This is a genomic window from Microbacterium sp. NPDC055521 (genome assembly GCF_053619695.1).
On sequence record NZ_JBSHJX010000002.1, the window covers coordinates 317241 to 333874 of the forward strand.

Genomic DNA, 16634 nt, shown 5'->3' on the forward strand with positions numbered 1-16634 from the left:
ATGGGCACGAGAGCTCGCCCGAAGATCCTCTGCATCTCGCTGTCGAACATCCGCTCCGACGCCCGCGTCCTCCGCCAGATCAGCGCTCTGCGCGAATTGGGCGACGTCACCACCATCGGCTTCGGGGATCGCCCGGAGGGGGCGGCAGAACACATCTCCGTCCCGCAGGGGCTGCGCACGCTGCCACAGACCGTCCCGGGCGTGGCGAAGCTGGCCTTTCGCCTCTATTCGTCCGCAGCGCTCGCCGCCCCAGCCATCGCCTGGTCTCTCCAGGAACTCGAGGGCCGTTCCTTCGACCTGATCGTGGCCAATGAGGCGCGGGCGCTCGGCCTGGCACACCACATCGCAGCGGGTGCGCCGGTCTGGGCCGACATGCACGAATGGGCCCCGGAGGAGCGCACGCACATCCTCTCATGGAGGGTGCTCGTCGCCCCGTTCATGACATATCTCTGCCGCCGCTATCTGCCTTCGTCTGCCCTGATCACCACAGTGGGGGAAGAGATCGCCGCCCTGTACCGCGATCGCTTCGACGTCACGGTACACGTGATGCGCAACGCGGGCGCGTTTCGACGCCTCTCACCTTCAACGGTCTCATCCGACCGGATCCGTCTCGTGCACAGCGGCGCCGCCATCCACGGGCGCAAGCTCGAGTTGATGATCGACGCGATGCGCCTGCTGGACAGTCGCTTCTCCCTCGATCTCTACCTCATCCCCGGAGGCGATGGCGGTGCGTACCTGAACCAGTTGCGGGAGCGCGCCGCAGGCGATCCGAGAATCACCTTTCATCCGCCCGTGGCACCAGCGGCCCTGCCAGAGACTCTCAACCGGTACGATGTCGGCGTCTTCTGGATTCCTCCGACGCACACCAACGCGCGCCTCACACTGCCCAACAAGTTCTTCGACTACATCCAGGCGCGATTGCTGGTCGCGATAGGTCCATCTGCTGAGATGAGCAGACTCGTGGAGCGCCACGCGCTGGGAACGATCAGCAGCGGCTTCTCGGCTGAGAAGTGCGCGCAGTCGTTGTCGGGTCTGCGCCCCGAGACGCTGCGACAGGGAAAGGCTGCGGCGGACGCCGCAGCAGAGGAGCTCTCCTTCGAGAACGAGGTCATGCGATTGCGGCCCCTGCTCGCGGCGATACTCGATTAGGTGCCGGCGGCAGATCCGGGGATCGGCCGAGAGGTCGAAACCGTGCCGTACCCTTGTTGAGGTGCTTTGGCGCCTACCGATGCACCGGTCGGTAGCGCCCACCAAATGTCCGTCATGCGAGGAGTCAGAGAGTGCCGAACAGCGAATCGGGAGTTGCGCGCGCCTATCAGCAGTGCGTTCGCACCATCATGGACACCTCCGATCCGGACATCTGGTTCGACGAGCAGGGTGTCTCCTCCCACGCTGTGAAGTTCGATGCCACCATGAAGCCGAGTGTGGATGCCGCGCAGGCCGGCGAGCTCCTCGGCGAACTCGATTCCCTGGTGGCCGAGATCAAGGCATCCGGCGAAGGCAAGCCGTACGACTGCATCGTCGGCGTATCGGGCGGCGTTGACAGCACGTACCTCATACTCCAGGCGGTCAAGCTCGGCCTTCGCCCCCTGGCAGTCCACTTCGACAGCGGCTGGAACTCGGAGCTGGCGGTCGACAACATCCACAACATCGTCACAAGGCTCGGCCTCGACCTCTACACGCACGTGGTCGACTGGCGCGAGATGCGCGACCTTCAGCTCTCCTTCTTCAAAGCCTCGGTGGCCAACTGCGACGTTCCGACCGACCATGCGTTTGGGTGGGTGGCATACCAGCAGGCCGTCAAGTACGGAGTGAAGTACATTCTGTCGGGATCCAATCTCGCCAGTGAATCGATTCTCCCCCAGGCCTGGGGGTACAACGCGTCCGACGCCAAGCATGTCAAGGGCATCCATCGAAGGTTCGGAAAAGTCAAGCTGAAGACCTATCCGCTGATGGGACTTTTCAAGCGACACGTCTGGTATCCGCGGGTGCGGGGGGTGAAAACCGTCAAGCCCTTGAACCTCATGCCCTATCGCTATTTGGAGGCGAAGAAGGTCATCGCCGCAGAAGTGGGCTGGCGCGATTACGGTGGCAAGCACTACGAGTCGGTCTTCACGCGGTATTTCCAGGGCTTCTACCTGCCGACCAAGTTCGGGTATGACAAGCGCCTTGCGCACTATTCATCGCTGATCCTCTCCGGTCAGATGACTCGTGACGCCGCGCTCGAGGCAATGCAGTCCTCGAACTACCCGGACGAACTCCGGGCTCAGGACCATCGGTTCATCGCGAAGAAACTTGGGCTCGACACGGATGAGCTCGATGAGATCATCGCGCTTCCGCCCCGCGACTACTCCGACTACCCCAATGCCAAGCGCATGTGGGATTTTGCGATGTCTGTTGCCACCCTCCCCTCGCGGGTGCTCAAGCGCGAGTCCAGAACCGCATGACCGTCAGCGTCCTCGATTACGGTCTCGGAAACGTCGGTTCCGTGGCAAACATGCTGCGCCGTGTCGATAATGAGCCGACGATCGTTCGTCAACCCGAACACGTCGCCGAGGCCGACAGGCTCCTGCTTCCCGGAGTCGGTTCCTTTGACGCAGCCGTCACCCTGCTGCAGCAGCAGGGCATGATGGATGCCATCCGCGAGTTCGCGGCGACCGGTCGACCGCTGCTCGGCATCTGCCTGGGCATGCAGCTCCTCTGTGACACGAGCGACGAAGGGACGATGAACGGACTCGGTCTCATTCCCGGGAACAGCGTGCGCTTCAGCGGGCAGTCCGGATTACGGGTTCCCCACATGGGCTGGAACCGCGTGGCACCGACGACAGATGAGCCGATCGTCCGCGACATCACCCCGGATTCGCGGTTCTATTTCGTTCACTCGTACCATGTCGTCACTGCGGACGAATCCGAGGTGCTGGCGACGACACCCTACGGCACCCCGTTCACATCGATGGTGCGGTCGGAGAACGTCATCGGCGCTCAGTTCCACCCGGAGAAGAGCCACACTTTCGGCATGCAGCTGCTCAAGAACTTCGGTGCACTGTGAACGGGTTTCCTCGCATCATCCCCGTGCTTCTGGTCAGCGACGGCTACCTTGTCAAGCCTGTGAAATTTCGCGGCGAGACCTACATCGGCGACCCGATCAACGCGGTGCGCATCTTCAATGAGAAGCAGGTCGACGAGCTCATCATCTGCGACATCGACGCCTCTGCGAAGGGACCAGGAGTCGACTACAGGCTGATCGAGGAGGTAGCCAGCGAGGCATTCATGCCCGTCGCATTCGGCGGAGGCGTGACCTCAGTCGCCGAGGCCCGTCGGATCACCAACATCGGAATCGAGAAGGTCGTTCTCAACACCGCCGCTTTCGCTTCGCCCGATGTAATCGAAGACGTCTCCCAAGCGCTCGGCTCCTCCAGCACCGTGGTCAGCATAGACGCGAAGAGAAGACTCACCGGCGGCTGGGACACCTACACGTCTCGAGGGCGCAGAAAGACGGGATACAGCCCGACCGAGGCGGCGGCGCTCGCGCAGCAGTGCGGGGCAGGCGAGATCCTCATCTCGTCGATCGATCGGGAGAGCACATTCCAGGGCTACGACCTGAAGCTGATCGAGAGCGTAGCGGGAGCAGTGGATGTCCCGCTGATCGCGCTCGGCGGCGCCGGAACCTTCGACGACCTCCGCCAGGCGATTCAGGCGGGTGCGTCAGCAGCCGGCGCGGGAAGCATGTTCGTGATGACAGGAAAGCACCGCGCAGTGCTGATCTCTTATCCCTCGGCTGACGCCATTCGCTCCCTGGCCTACTGACAGGAGAGCGCTGCTACCTATCGGTGCGTTCCAGGCCGGCAAGCCGCACCTGCGCGGCAAACGCGGGAACCTTCTCGGCAAGCTCGTAGAAGCTTCCCTCCGCGACGACTCGTCCCTTGTCCAGATAGCAGACGTTGTCGTAGTCCTTGATCGTGGACAGCCGATGAGCAACGGAGATCATCGTCACCGCGCCGGACAGGGCGAGAAGCTCCTGGGAGATCGCGTCCTCGGTCTCGACATCGAGTGAGCTGGTGGATTCGTCGAGGACGAGAACGAGCGGATCGCCGTACAGCGCGCGCGCGATGCCGAGCCTCTGCTGCTGGCCGCCGGACAGTAGCATACCGCGCTCACCGATCCGAGCATCGATGCCGCCAGGTCGTGACTGGATCATCGGCAGCAGCTGGACCTTGTCCAGGACCTCCAGCACCTTCTGGCGGTCGAAATCGTCGTCCCATGTCAAGGCGATGTTCTGGGCAATCGTCCCGTCGAAGAGCGCGACGCGTTGCGGAACGTATCCGACCCGGCTGCGCCACGCACGAATCACCTTCGTCATCTCCATTCCGTCGACGAGGACTTCCCCCTCGGTCGGGACGCTGAGCCCGAGAAGGATGTCGATCAGCGTGGATTTCCCTGCCCCAGAGGGACCCACGATCGCCAGACGCGACCCGAAGGGGATGTCGAGAGTCACCGAATCGAGCACATTCTCGGTCGAGGTGCGGTATCGGAAGGATACGTTCCGCAGCGCGACTCCGCGCGGGGTGCTCGCCAGTGTCGCCTGGTCGGACACGCTGTGCTCCGATCCGGCAGAAACCCGGGTATCGGTCAGGTCTTGTATGACGTCCTTCGCCCACGGAATGGCGGTCGTCGATGTCACCAGCGCATTCTGCATCCCGACGATCGCAGGGAGGAGGCGGAATCCGGCAGCAGCGAAGAGCGCGACGGATGCGATCGCCGCCTCAGGCCCTTCTAGGAAGAACGTGGCCCCCCCGATGAGTAGGAACCCACCGATCAGCGCAGCCTCGAAACTGTACTGCGGGAGTGTGGACAGGAAGGAACTGTTCGCGCGTGCCCGGACAGACTTCGCTCGGCTACGGGAGATGACGTCCGCCACCTGGCCGAGTCGATCCCGCAAGGTGAGCTCTTTGAGAGCCTCGACGACCTCGGTCATCAGGATCCCCACGCGGTACGTGTAATCACGATTGACATCACCCGCCAGCAGTGCTCGACGCGAGATCAGCCGGTTCACGAAGATCGCGATGAGAGACAGGTACACCAAGGCGATGACGGCGGTCAGAGGCTGTGCGAGCAGCAGGACCGCGAGAAGGGCCGCGAACGTGAGGAGGTTGCTCGGCACACGTGACAGCGGAATGACGAACCCGGACATCGTATTCGCGATTCCGACGTCCGCCATCCTCGTGATCTCCGCGGTGGCGCGGCGGGTTCTGTCCTCCCAACTCGAGCGGATGTACGCATCGAACAGCCGCTTGCCGACCTCGAACTCGTAAGCCGCGAAGCGCCGTGTGGCGACGAACTGCAATACGACCGCGAATAGGCTCTTCAGGATGAGCAGCACGCACGCAACCAGCACGAGAAGCGGAGCCTTCTCCACCGGGAATGTGCCGACCAGCGGGATGTCGATCGCCGAGGAGCTCACAGCCGGCGCGATCGTCAGTGCGAGGACCGCCATAGCTATCACGTCGAAGATCGTCAGGGCGGAAGAGGCCAGCACGTAGACCACGAAGAACTTCCGAGCGCCGGCGGGAAGGAGCGGGAAAAGCCTGCGGAGCACCGGCAGCAACTCGTTCATCGGTAGCCAGGCTATCAGAAGGGAGTTCGGTCATCCGTGGTCGCGATTCCCTGGAATACTGATATGAGTGGATGCGACATCGGCCCTCAACGCCCTGCCCGGGCCGCTTTCCGACGCGATCGTCCGGGCTTCCGCGGGCGGCGGAGTGGCTGGCGCCCTGCTGTCACGGCTCACGACCCGGTACTGCCCTGAGGACGTGCCCGCCCTCCCCCATTCCGCCGCGGCCGTCCGAGTAGCCATCGGTCCGGCGAACGAGGTCGCTCAAGCCCACGCGTGGGCCAGCGCACTCCGACGGGATGAGCGGATTAGTGCGACGTCGTTCGCAGTCAAGGAGCCGACCGGCGAACCCGTCGATGTCGCAGTGCCCCGCGGGGTGAGCCTCCGCGATCGGTCGTGGACGAGAGCGTTTTCCTCCTTTCTGCGATCGCAGACCCACGTGATCAACGAGTCTGCTCGACCCATGCTGGGCAGGTTCAAGGACGCTGATGCGTTCGCCGAGCTGGAGTGGCTGCGCAACGCGGATGTCGCGACAGCCCTCATGTTCCATGGCAGCGACATCCGTGATCCGGACGCCCATCTGCGTATAGAGAAGTGGTCGCCTTTCGACGATCCCCAGATCCCCACCCGACTGCTCCGACGGCGGACCGCTCAGGTGCGAACTCGAGCTCTGCGATCCGGGATGCCGCTCTTCGTGACCACGCCCGATCTGCTCCGAGATCTCCCCGACGCGGCATGGTGCCCGGTCGTGATCGATTGCGCGCGATGGCGTTCGGCTCGGCGCCCCGACAACCGGGTACCCGTGGTCGTGCACGCACCGTCGCGAGCGCCGATGAAGGGCACTTCGCTGATATCTCGCCAGCTGCAGGAGCTCGATCGAGCGGGAGTCCTGCAATACCGCGAGGTGACGGGGGTGCCGGCCGATCTGATGCCCGCCGTATACGGCGACGCGGATATCGTGCTTGACCAGTTCAGGATCGGCGCCTACGGAGCAGCCGCGTGCGAAGCGATGGCCTCGGGCTGTGTCGTGGTCGGCCACGTCGCAGCCGATGTCCGCGCTCATGTGAAGAACGCGACCCAGTTGGACGTGCCGATCGTCGAAGCCACCCCCGACACGATCACCTCCGTGCTCCGCCGCCTCGTCTCCGCACCGGACGAGCGTTCGACGCTGATCGATCAGGGGAGCCGATTCGTCACAACCGTGCATAGCGGCGATTACAGTGCGCGGGTGCTTTCGACTTTCATCGGAATTCCCGCGCGCTGACCTATGAACGATTGAACGCGGCAGCCGCCAGCAGACGGGGCGGCGACTCCCTGTCGAAGATTCTTCTCGGGGCGTTGGGAAGCAGAGCGGCCGCCGGCACTCTCCTCCGGTACGCCTCAGAAGCCGCCGATACAGCTTCCGACCCATGACCGAGGGCGTCCAGCAGGCGTGCATCGCGTCGGCTGAGGACCTCCATCGATCGTCGAGCCGTCGCCGAGCCGATTCGGTTCACGATGGTGGTGAACGCTGCGGCGTCGCTTTCCTCAAGCTTCGCGCGTTGCGACCTCGCGAGCACCGCCGGCACCACGTGGCTCCGTAGAAGCTTGATTCCGATTGAGGTCTTGGATTCAATCGACAATCGATCGAACCACGAGGTCTCGATCACATGCGGAAGGAACGCGAATTCATCCTCTGGATCACGAATAGGCGACGTCACTCTGTCGACCGTGGCTTCGTCGTGCACGATGTATCCGGGGTCGTGGCGAGCGAATGAGATTGCTGCCCCAGAGAACCACACGTGCAGGCCATAGGCGATGTCCTCACCAGTGGTCAGACCGTCGCTGAATCGGATGTGCGAGAAGTCATGCCTTGAGATCAGACCGAGCGGAGCCGTGCGGTAGGCGAGTCGATCCTCGACCGGATCGAGTCCACGCGATCGCCATGGCCGGGTTATCGGCGTCCTCGCCAGCTTCCCGGACACGAAGCGTTGCCGGCAGATCACCGCGCGCGCCCCGGTTCGCCTCGCCGTCGCCAGCCATGCGTCGATGGCGTGGGGTTCGAGCTCGTCATCGGATCCGAGGACCGCAGTGAACTCGGCCGAGGCGAGGTCCAAGCCCGCGTTGAAAGGACCTGCGGGACTCGCCACTTCGTCATGATGCTCGACCAGGCGCACAGACGGGTGATCCGCTCGAGAGCCGAGGCGATCGCCGATGGCGTCGCTGCTCAGTCCGTGGCACACGACCGTCACCCGCACCGCGGCGTCCGTGCCGTCCAGAATCGAGCCGACCGCACGATCGATCGGTCGGCTCGTGTTGTGCACCGCGACGACGACGTCCACAGCCCGCGCAGTCATCGGTCACGATCCGCGAGCTCGGCGATGGCGCGTCTCCAGATGTCGACCTGCGGTCCCGCGGAGAGGCGGTGCGCTGATGCATCCGCATTCCGCTTCCACAGATCAGCGGCCTCCACGTCGATCCGCTCGATCGCTGATCGCACGGCGGCCGCGTCGAAGCTCTCCGCGACGATGCCGATGTCGTTATCGGCAACGACATCGGCCATCTCCTTCGTCGGCCCGACCAGAATGCCCAGTCGCGCCTGGACGTAGTCGAACAGCTTGTTCGGAAGCGCCCACTTGTTGTTGAAGTTCGTGGGCGGGATGACATGGACGCCCACGTCGTAGCCGTTAAGGGTGCCGATCAGCCGCTCGTACGGAACGGGCTCGTGAAACGTCACGCGTGGGTCCTCGCCCGCGATCGTCTTGAGCTCATCGAGATACACCGGGTCGTTCGGCATCAGGTACAGATCGAGTGTCGCGTCGCAGCTGCTCTCGAGCACCGCGCGCACCGTGACATCGAGCCGTCGGTTGCGAAGCGCAGCTCCGCTGTGCACCAGACGGATAGGACCCTCGACGAGTGTCGGACGATGATCGACGTACGGGGCGGCGTTGTTGACCACCTCGGAAGCCACGCCGAACCGTCGCCGGTATTCGTCGGCGATCCCCTGTCCGACCGTCGTAATCGAGGCGACGCGTGGCAGGAAGCGTCTGCACATCCACCGCATGTACGGCGCGATGAACAGCCGCCACATGACGAGTTCCTCATTCAGCCTCGGGCTGTACTCGTGGAGATCAGCATGCACCCCGCGCGTCGGTCGCAGCGCGAGAGCCAGCCCCAGAGAATCGACGTCGTTCGCGAGCACGAGATCAAAGGGTTCTGCGCCTCGGAGAGCTGCGCGCGCGCTGCGCACCGCGGGCTCGTTCTCGTACATGAGCGCGTATCGCCGCAGGATCAGATTCGTTCTCCGCCCGTGGTCTGCCGGGAGCGGCGTCATCTCGCAGTGGACGACGCGCGGGTCCGGAGATCCACCGTATCCGCACGTCGTCACGTCGTACTCTTCCGCGAATGCATGCACCTGCTTTAGGACTCGCGCGTCCGAGTAGATCTGCGAGAACGAGAGGATGAGCAGACGCTGCTTCACCAAGTCGACCCATGCTCGAGCAGCACGTCGGCCACGCGTCGAGCGGCGTGTCCATCGCCGTACGGTGCATCGCCCGTCGGTGCAGGTGTGCGACGGCGCACCGCATCGGGGATGCGGGCAGGGTCGTTCGCGAGCACGTTCCATCCGAGGTCCACGGTCTCCACCCACTCGGTCTCCGGGCGGATGGTCGTCGTCGGCACGCGCAGGAGGAAGGCCTCCTTCTGCAGGCCCCCGGAATCGGTTATCACCCCTCGACTGTGCACCACCGCGGACACGAGCTCCGGGTATGGAAGCGGTGCGCGAACCTGCAACGAGCCGGAGACCTCGAATCCAGACCGTACGATCTTGTCCATGAGCCTGGGGTGAGCGAACAGCAGAACGGGCGCGTCCAGGCTGCCCAATGCGGAAAGGATCTCCGCGAGGCGTCCGGGTTCATCGGTGTTGCTCGGACGGTGGATCGTCGCGACGTAGTAGCCGCCTGCGTCGACGCCTTCGGGGCTTCCGACGCCCGATTGCACGTTTCGGTCGCGGACGAAGTAGAGAACATCGGTCATGACGTCGCCGACGAGCCGAGAGCGCACCTCCAGTCCCTCGTCTGCCAGGTGCTGCATCGCCACCTCCGTCGGGGCCAGGAGGAGGTCCGCCGCGTGGTCGGTCAGAACGCGATTGTGCTCCTCCGGCATCGCTCTGTTGAAGGAACGCAGTCCAGCTTCGAGGTGGGCGACGGGGATGTGCATCTTGACTGCAGCGATCGCCGCCGCCAGCGTCGAGTTCGTGTCTCCGTATACGAGGACGACGTCCGGAGCCAGCCGGGTGAATTCCTTCTCGAGGCGGATCAGCATGTCACCGGTCTGCTTGCCATGAAGCGCAGAGCCGACCTCGAGGTTCACGTCCGGCGCAGGAATCCCGAGATCAGAGAAGAAGACGTCCGACAGCAGTTCGTCATAGTGCTGTCCAGTGTGCACGATGACATGATCGGCTCGCGCGCCGAGTTCTCGAGCGATCGGAGCTAGCTTGACGAACTGAGGGCGCGCGCCGACGACGCTGAGGATCCGCATGGATTCGATCCTATTGGAGCGAGATGCGCCCCCATTGGGTCAATGCGGGTCGATCAGTCGATGCGCCGCACCTTCCATCACCCGCGCCGGCACGCCGACAAGCACGCTGTAAGGAGGCGCCACCGTCCCCTCTCGAACCACTGCTCCGGCACCGATGACGCTGTGATCGCCGATCTCGCTGCCCATCAGCACGACTGCATTGGCACCGATATGGACGTTGCGTCCGATGCGAGTGGGCCGTCTGACGATCGGGCGCGCTCGGTCGCTCACACAGCGCTCCACGGTCGAATGCGAGTAGATCTGAGCACCTGCGCTGATGTCGCATCCGCGACCGATCGCCAGACCGCCGCTGCCGTCGATGACGCAGAACGCGCCGATCCAGACGTCCTCACCGATCTCGGGCTCTCCGACAAGCCATGCATGCGTGTTGAACGGGTTTCGGGGCAGTCCGTGCAACTCATCGAACCCGTCCACGGAGCCGTCTCCCATCGTCGAAGCAATGTGGCGATCCTAGCTCAGCCACCGCTACCGCCCAGCCCTGGTCGCAACGTGCGATCCCGTAGGATTGCAGAGTGACCCTGAAAAACCATTCTCTCCTCGTTACCGGTGGTGCTGGCTTTATCGGCAGTCACCTCGTCGACCGCCTGATCAAGGAAGACCCCCGCAAGATCGTGGTCGTCGACAACTTCTTCCTCGGCGCCGAGCGGAACCTCGACGACGCACGCGCCGCCTTCCCCGATCTTCAGGTGCTCCGGCTGGACGCCTCTAATCTCGCAGCGATGCAGGATGTGGTCGTCGAGCACAAGATCGACACGGTGTTCGATCTCGCCGTCGTGCCGCTCCCCACTTCTCTGACCTACCCGCATTGGACGATGCAGACGAACATCGGCATCACCTCGACGTTCTGCGAAGTGGCTCGACGCGGTCTCATCGACCGTCTGGTGCACATGTCGAGCTCCGAGGCCTACGGCTCCGGGCGCTATGTCCCGATGGACGAGGACCACCCGCACGATGCCATCACTCCGTACGCGGCGGCGAAGTCCGCGGAGGATCACATCATTCGCTCGTATGTCCGCACGTTCGGCATCCATGCCACTGTCGTCCGCCCCTTCAACAACTACGGACCACGGCAGAACCCGGGCTCTTACGCCGGCATCATCCCCATCATCGTGCAGCGGGTGATGGCCGGGGAGCCGATCGAGATCCACGGAGACGGCGAGCAGACTCGTGACTTCACCTTCGTCCGAGACACCGCGGATCTGACGGTCGCCATCCTCGAACACGAGGCGGCACGCGGTCAGGAGTTCAACGTGGCAACAGGAGTGGGAACCTCGGTCAACACGCTGGTGGCGCGCATTCTCGCCATCATGGGAGCGGAGAATCATCCTGTCTTCCACTCCGAAGAGCGCCCCGGGGATGTCCGACTCCACATGGCGGACGTCTCGCGTCTGGACGAGCTGGTGGGTCGCCACCCCGCCGTCCTCAGCGACGATGCTCTCGCAGAGACCGTCGAGTGGTATCAAAAGGTTCTCGCGTGACTCTTCGGCTCAGCATGTCCGTTCTCGGACAGGAGGAGATCCGCGAGGTGGCGGCCGTCCTCGATTCGGGCTTCCTGACTCAAGGACCGCGCGCTGCCTCGTTCGAGAACGAAGTGAGCCGTCTGACCGGCGCGTCCAACGCGTTCGCCACCAGTTCGGCCACCACCGGTCTCCATCTCGCATTGCGTGCCCTGGACATCGGTCCCGGTGATGAAGTCATCATCCCGGACTTCAGCTTCCCTGCGACCGCCAACGTAGTCGTGCAGCTCGGAGCTGCACCGGTCTTCGTCGACATCACCATGTCCGATTTCGGAATGGATCCGCTTCTGCTGGAAGCCGCCATCACCGAGAAGACCAAGGCGATCATGCCCGTGCATGCCTTCGGCCTCGTCTGCGACATGGATCCGATCCTCGAGATCGCAGCACGGCATGGGCTGCCCGTCATCGAGGACGCCGCCTGCGCCCTGGGCGCGATGTATCAAGGCCGCCAGGCCGGGGCTCTCGGCACCGCGGGCGTGTTCTCCTTCCACCCCCGCAAGGTCATCACCACCGGCGAGGGCGGGATGATCACGACTTCGGATACCGAGCTGTCAGAGCGCATTGCTGTGCTTCGGTCCCACGGCTCCGTCCGCGGCTCCCACTACATGTCTTTCATCGAGGCGGGCTACAACTACCGACTCAGCGACATCAACGCGGCAATCGGACTGGTGCAGATGACCCGGCTCGAGGATCTGCTGCGAGATCGCAGCGCCCGTGCAGACCGATATGCCGAACTGCTTGCGGATGTCGAAGGTGTGAGGACCCCGCGGGTACCCGAGGGCCGAACCCATACCTTCCAGTCCTATGTCGTCACTCTCGATGATGACATCTCCCGAGATGCCGTCATCGACAGCATGAGAGCAGCCGGCGTCGAGACGACTCTGGGCACGTACTCGATGCATCTCCAGCCGTATTTCCGTGATCGCTTTGGCATTTCGGACGCTGCTCTGCCCTCAGCGACGCGCGCGCACCACAGTGGCCTCACTCTGCCTCTCTACCCGCAGCTCACCGACGATGATCTGATCCGAGTACGCGAGGCACTCGTGTCCAGCGTGGCGACGTCTCGAGGTCGTTCATGACCCCGATCGCAATCGTCGATTACGGGGTGGGAAACCTTCAGTCCATCGCGAACATGCTGAAGAAGGCCGGATTCGACAGCGTCATCACGGAGGATCACGAGGTGATCTCCAGCGCCGAGAAGCTGATCCTTCCCGGAGTCGGATCGTTCGACCGCGCGGCGACCCGCCTTCGCGAGTCAGGGCTGGCGGACATCGTCCTCGGACGAGCGCAGGACGGAGCCTGGATTCTCGGCGTATGTCTCGGCATGCAGCTGCTGCTGGAAGCCAGTGAGGAAGGACGAGAGGCGGGTCTCGGTCTCGTCCCCGGAACCGTCCAACGGTTCCCCGACCACATCGCTCAGCGCCGGTTGCTCGTGCCGCACATGGGCTGGAGCACGGTGTTGAGACATGAGGGTCACGACGGCATCCTGCCGTCGGTACAGGACGGCAGTCGCTTCTACTTCGTGCACTCCTATCACGCGGTGCCGGAGGCCGCGGAGGATGTCTTCGCCACCTCGCTCTACGGTGTGCCTTTCACCGCTATGGTCCGGCGCGGTCGCGTCATCGGCGCGCAGTTCCATCCCGAGAAGAGTCATCGCGTCGGCATGGCACTCCTCACCGATTTTGCGAGGCAGCAATGACAAGCCCTCTGCAGTTCGACGCTCGTGACGCCCAGCCGAGAGTGATCCCGGCACTCCTCCTCAGCGGAGAACGCTTCGTCAAGACCGAGCGGTTCTCAAATCCCGTGTACGTAGGCGACCCCGTCAATGTCCTGAGCATCTTCAATGACTTCGAAGTCGATGAGATGCTGCTGCTGGACATAGATGCGGCCGCTCGTCGCTCCGCCATCAACTTCTCCTACCTGGATCGGCTGGCGTCCGAGGCGTTCGTGCCCCTCGCCTATGGGGGCGGAGTCGAGACGTTGCGGGATGCCGAACGCCTCATACGCATTGGCTTCGAGAAAGTCGTGTTCAACACCGCGCTCATCGAGCGGCCGGACGTCGTGCGAGAGGTCGTGGCCTCCCTGGGTTCGCAGGCGGTGGTCGGCGCGGTAGACGTCCGTGCCGGTAGAGACGGTTATCACGTCTACACGCACTCGGGGACTGCGGATCCTGAGATGCCGCTGGACGACTGGCTCGCCCTCGCCGAGAGCGTGGGCATCGGGGAAGCCATGGTCACGTCTATCGATCGCGAGGGAACGCGCGTGGGGATCGACTTGCATGTGACCAAGCACGTGGCGGATCGACTCTCGGTTCCCGTAATTGCTCACGGCGGCGCTGGAACGAGGGCGCAGCTCGTCGAACCGGTCTCCGTTAGCGGCGCGAGCGCGGTGGCCGCAGGCAGTCAGTTCGTGATGCAGGGAAATCGCTCTTCGATCCTGATCAACTATCCGACGCCTCGCGACCTCAGCACCCTCTTCGGGCGTGAGCATTCCGTTCTCTTCGACAGCGCTCCAGAGCCCGACCCTCGCTACATCGTTCCCGGCAGAGACCTCAGCGCGACACGGATGTGCCGGCGATGCATCATCACCTCAGACGTTCCCCGGTCCGGGCTGGATGAATCCGAGATCTGCTATTACTGCGGTTTGCACGATTCGCTCGATCAGCAGTTCCCGATCGGCGAGAGCAGCACGGCCGCACTGCATGCGTTCGCTGAGAAGCTCAAACGAGCAGGACGGAACAACAAGAGCGGCTATGACTGCGTCCTGGGTGTCTCCGGCGGAACCGATTCGTCGTATCTCGCTCATCTGCTCGTCAGCATGGGCGTCCGTCCTCTAGCGGTTCATTTCGACAACACGTGGAACTCTCCCACGGCGACCGCCAATATCTACGCTGTGCTGGACAAGCTCGGTGTCGACCTCGAGACCTACGTCGTGGACAACACCGAGTACGACGACATCTATCGCTCCTTCATGCTCGCGGGCGTGAAGGACATCGAAGCCCCGACGGACATCGGCTTCATGGGCGTCTTGTATCGTGCCGCTGAGAAGCACGGCATCACGCACATCGTCGAAGGCCACTCGTTCCGCACCGAAGGCATCTCTCCGATGGGGTGGCTCTACATGGACGGCGGGTACATCAGCGACGTGCATCGACGTTTCGGCGCGATCCCCATGAAGACATTCCCCAACATGGCCCTGCCTGACTTCCTCCGCTGGTCGGCGTTCTCCGGCATCGAGCGCACGCGTCCCCTGTACTGGATCGACTACCAGAAGGAAGAGGCCAAGCGCTTCCTTGCCGAGGAGTACGGCTGGACGTGGTACGGCGGGCACCACCTCGAGAACCGGTTCACCGCGTTCTACCACTCCTACTTCCTGCCGAAGCGTTTCAAAATCAATTTCCGTCAGATCGAGCTGTCGGCACTCGTGCGTTCGGGTCAGATGAGTCGTGACGACGCCATCGAACAGTTCTCGGCCCCGCGCAACGGCGATGCGGACATCATCGCGCTCGTCAAGAAGCGTCTGCGTTTCAGCGATGCCGAGTTCGAATCGGTCATGAGCTCGCCCGAGCACTCGTATCGAGAGTTCAAGACCTACAAGAAGACCTTCGAGCGCCTGAGGCCGCTGTTCTGGATGCTCTACAAACTGAACCGGGTGCCGCGGAGCTTCTACGAGAAATTCTGCAAGCCGTGAAGAAGACGCTGGCGCGGTGGGCTCAACTCAGCGCGCTTCATCTCAGCTTCGCTCTGCACCGCTCGACGTCACGTCCGATCACGTGGGTGGTCGGCCCGACTGAGACGGCCGGCATCGTCCGTGACATCACGGCAGTGGTCGAAGGCAGTTATTCGGCTCTGCTAGCGCGTCACGCGATGTACGGCGACCGATACGACTGGCTTCCTCCGGTGAGGTCCAGCGGGTGGCGCCGGCGTCTCGCCGGGATCTTCGAGGGGCCCTGGCTGCTGGGGAAGCTCGCGGCTCGATCCCGGGGGTTCATCTACGTCGGTGCTGGTGGGTTCCTGTGGTCGGTCGAGCGGGACTACGAGTATCAGTTCCTCCGCGATCGCGGGTTGCGCATCGTCTGCTACTTCACCGGAAGCGACATCCGTTCGCCGAAGCTCATGCAGCAGCTCGAGGATGAAACCGGCGAACCCAACATCGCGACCTGGTTGCGGGCTGTCGCCCCGGGCTATTCGGATCCGGCCTTCGATGCCGCTAAGGAACGGATGGGCAGGACGGCTACCGCATACGCGGATCTGGTCTTCACCGCGCAGAACGACCAACGCGGCTATGTGCCGGCATCCTCAGAGCCGTTCCTCTACTTCTACCCTGACGCGGACGTCCTCCCCGCTCGGGAGCCGCTCGGCGAGCAGGAGCGCCTCGTCGTAGTGCATGCGCCCTCCTCCCCCGTCATCAAGGGCACGCAGCTCGTCCGCGCGGCCGTGCGGGCGCTGCACGAAGAGGGCTATGACTTCGAGTACGTAGAGCTGCAGGGAGTGCCGAACTCCGACGTTCGCGCCGCGCTCCGACGGGCTCATATCGTGCTCAACGAGTTCTTCGCGTTCATGCCTGGCGTCTTCGCGGTCGAAGCGATGGCAGCGGGATGTGCTGTGCTGACGAGAGCCGAGGAGCGGATGGAGCCTCAGCTTCCCAACGGCTCCGATCAAGCATGGCTGGTCACGCGACATCACGAGGTCGAGCAGAACCTGCGACTTCTGCTCGATGACAGGGCCCGCATTGCGACGCTCGCGTCAGCGGGCAGAGAATGGGTGCTCCGCCACGCCGTGTCATCCGTGAGTGGCCCGCTGCTCAACAGAAAGCTGCAGGACACCCTCGAACGCGCACCATCACCTCGGATCTCGTAAGGGTTCTGACGTAGGATCGTTGAGTGAATGACGGCCGCCACAGGGTAGGTCGTAGTGTGGATAGGCCCG

15 protein-coding genes are annotated in these 16634 nt (G+C 63.5%); 10 read left to right on the forward strand and 5 right to left on the reverse strand.

Annotated elements, in window-relative coordinates; translation table 11 throughout:
* From ACWGSM_RS03375 to ACWGSM_RS03390, 4 genes are all read left to right on the forward strand, one after another.
* The gene (locus ACWGSM_RS03375; RefSeq protein ID WP_452321550.1) at positions 1-1149 is read left to right on the forward strand and encodes a hypothetical protein; all 1149 of its coding nucleotides are present in this window, start codon (positions 1-3) and stop codon (positions 1147-1149) included.
* 131 nt (positions 1150-1280) lie between these two features.
* Positions 1281-2447 carry an N-acetyl sugar amidotransferase gene (locus ACWGSM_RS03380; RefSeq protein WP_452321551.1) on the forward strand — a complete coding sequence of 389 codons (1167 nt, stop codon included), beginning with the start codon at positions 1281-1283 and terminating at the stop codon, positions 2445-2447.
* The gene (gene hisH / locus ACWGSM_RS03385) at positions 2444-3049 is read left to right on the forward strand and encodes an imidazole glycerol phosphate synthase subunit HisH (protein WP_452321593.1); all 606 of its coding nucleotides are present in this window, start codon (positions 2444-2446) and stop codon (positions 3047-3049) included. Before ACWGSM_RS03380 ends, hisH (ACWGSM_RS03385) begins: the two co-directional genes overlap by 4 nt.
* The gene (locus ACWGSM_RS03390; protein ID WP_452321552.1) at positions 3046-3807 is read left to right on the forward strand and encodes an AglZ/HisF2 family acetamidino modification protein; all 762 of its coding nucleotides are present in this window, start codon (positions 3046-3048) and stop codon (positions 3805-3807) included. The genes hisH (ACWGSM_RS03385) and ACWGSM_RS03390 overlap by 4 nt, the downstream gene beginning before the upstream one ends.
* A 13-nt stretch (positions 3808-3820) precedes the next feature.
* Here the strand turns inward: ACWGSM_RS03390 and ACWGSM_RS03395 are convergent, their stop codons facing one another.
* The gene (locus tag ACWGSM_RS03395; RefSeq protein ID WP_452321553.1) at positions 3821-5614 is read right to left on the reverse strand and encodes an ABC transporter ATP-binding protein; all 1794 of its coding nucleotides are present in this window, start codon (positions 5612-5614) and stop codon (positions 3821-3823) included.
* A 67-nt stretch (positions 5615-5681) separates the two neighbouring features.
* On the opposite strand from ACWGSM_RS03395, the gene ACWGSM_RS03400 reads away from it, so the two are divergent.
* Positions 5682-6875: a glycosyltransferase gene (locus ACWGSM_RS03400; RefSeq protein WP_452321554.1), complete on the forward strand. Its 1194-nt coding sequence runs from the start codon at positions 5682-5684 to the stop codon at positions 6873-6875.
* 1 nt (position 6876) lies between these two features.
* On the opposite strand, the gene ACWGSM_RS03405 is transcribed toward ACWGSM_RS03400, so the two are convergent.
* The 4 genes from ACWGSM_RS03405 to ACWGSM_RS03420 form a co-directional block, all read right to left on the reverse strand.
* Positions 6877-7932: a glycosyltransferase family 2 protein gene (locus ACWGSM_RS03405; protein ID WP_452321555.1), complete on the reverse strand. Its 1056-nt coding sequence runs from the start codon at positions 7930-7932 to the stop codon at positions 6877-6879.
* An 11-nt stretch (positions 7933-7943) separates the two neighbouring features.
* Positions 7944-8792 carry a glycosyltransferase family 1 protein gene (locus tag ACWGSM_RS03410; RefSeq protein ID WP_452321556.1) on the reverse strand — a complete coding sequence of 283 codons (849 nt, stop codon included), beginning with the start codon at positions 8790-8792 and terminating at the stop codon, positions 7944-7946.
* 275 nt (positions 8793-9067) lie between these two features.
* Positions 9068-10129, reverse strand: coding sequence for a non-hydrolyzing UDP-N-acetylglucosamine 2-epimerase (gene wecB / locus ACWGSM_RS03415; RefSeq protein ID WP_452321557.1), 1062 nt, complete (start codon positions 10127-10129; stop codon positions 9068-9070).
* Positions 10130-10168: 39 nt separating this feature from the next.
* Positions 10169-10603: an acyltransferase gene (locus tag ACWGSM_RS03420; RefSeq protein WP_452321558.1), complete on the reverse strand. Its 435-nt coding sequence runs from the start codon at positions 10601-10603 to the stop codon at positions 10169-10171.
* A 98-nt stretch (positions 10604-10701) separates the two neighbouring features.
* On the opposite strand from ACWGSM_RS03420, the gene ACWGSM_RS03425 reads away from it, so the two are divergent.
* From ACWGSM_RS03425 to ACWGSM_RS03445, 5 genes are read left to right on the forward strand one after another with little or no spacing between them, the layout of a single operon-like run.
* Complete coding sequence (locus tag ACWGSM_RS03425) at positions 10702-11667, forward strand: dTDP-glucose 4,6-dehydratase (protein WP_452321559.1); 966 nt, start codon at positions 10702-10704, stop codon at positions 11665-11667.
* Positions 11664-12785, forward strand: coding sequence for a DegT/DnrJ/EryC1/StrS family aminotransferase (locus ACWGSM_RS03430; protein ID WP_452321560.1), 1122 nt, complete (start codon positions 11664-11666; stop codon positions 12783-12785). The genes ACWGSM_RS03425 and ACWGSM_RS03430 overlap by 4 nt, the downstream gene beginning before the upstream one ends.
* Complete coding sequence (gene hisH / locus ACWGSM_RS03435; protein ID WP_452321561.1) at positions 12782-13405, forward strand: imidazole glycerol phosphate synthase subunit HisH; 624 nt, start codon at positions 12782-12784, stop codon at positions 13403-13405. The genes ACWGSM_RS03430 and hisH (ACWGSM_RS03435) overlap by 4 nt, the downstream gene beginning before the upstream one ends.
* The gene (locus tag ACWGSM_RS03440; protein ID WP_452321562.1) at positions 13402-15396 is read left to right on the forward strand and encodes a HisA/HisF-related TIM barrel protein; all 1995 of its coding nucleotides are present in this window, start codon (positions 13402-13404) and stop codon (positions 15394-15396) included. The genes hisH (ACWGSM_RS03435) and ACWGSM_RS03440 overlap by 4 nt, the downstream gene beginning before the upstream one ends.
* On the forward strand, positions 15393-16565 hold the full coding sequence (locus tag ACWGSM_RS03445; RefSeq protein WP_452321563.1) for a glycosyltransferase family protein: 1173 nt from the start codon (positions 15393-15395) through the stop codon (positions 16563-16565). The genes ACWGSM_RS03440 and ACWGSM_RS03445 overlap by 4 nt, the downstream gene beginning before the upstream one ends.
* The last annotated feature ends 69 nt before the right edge of the window (positions 16566-16634 follow it).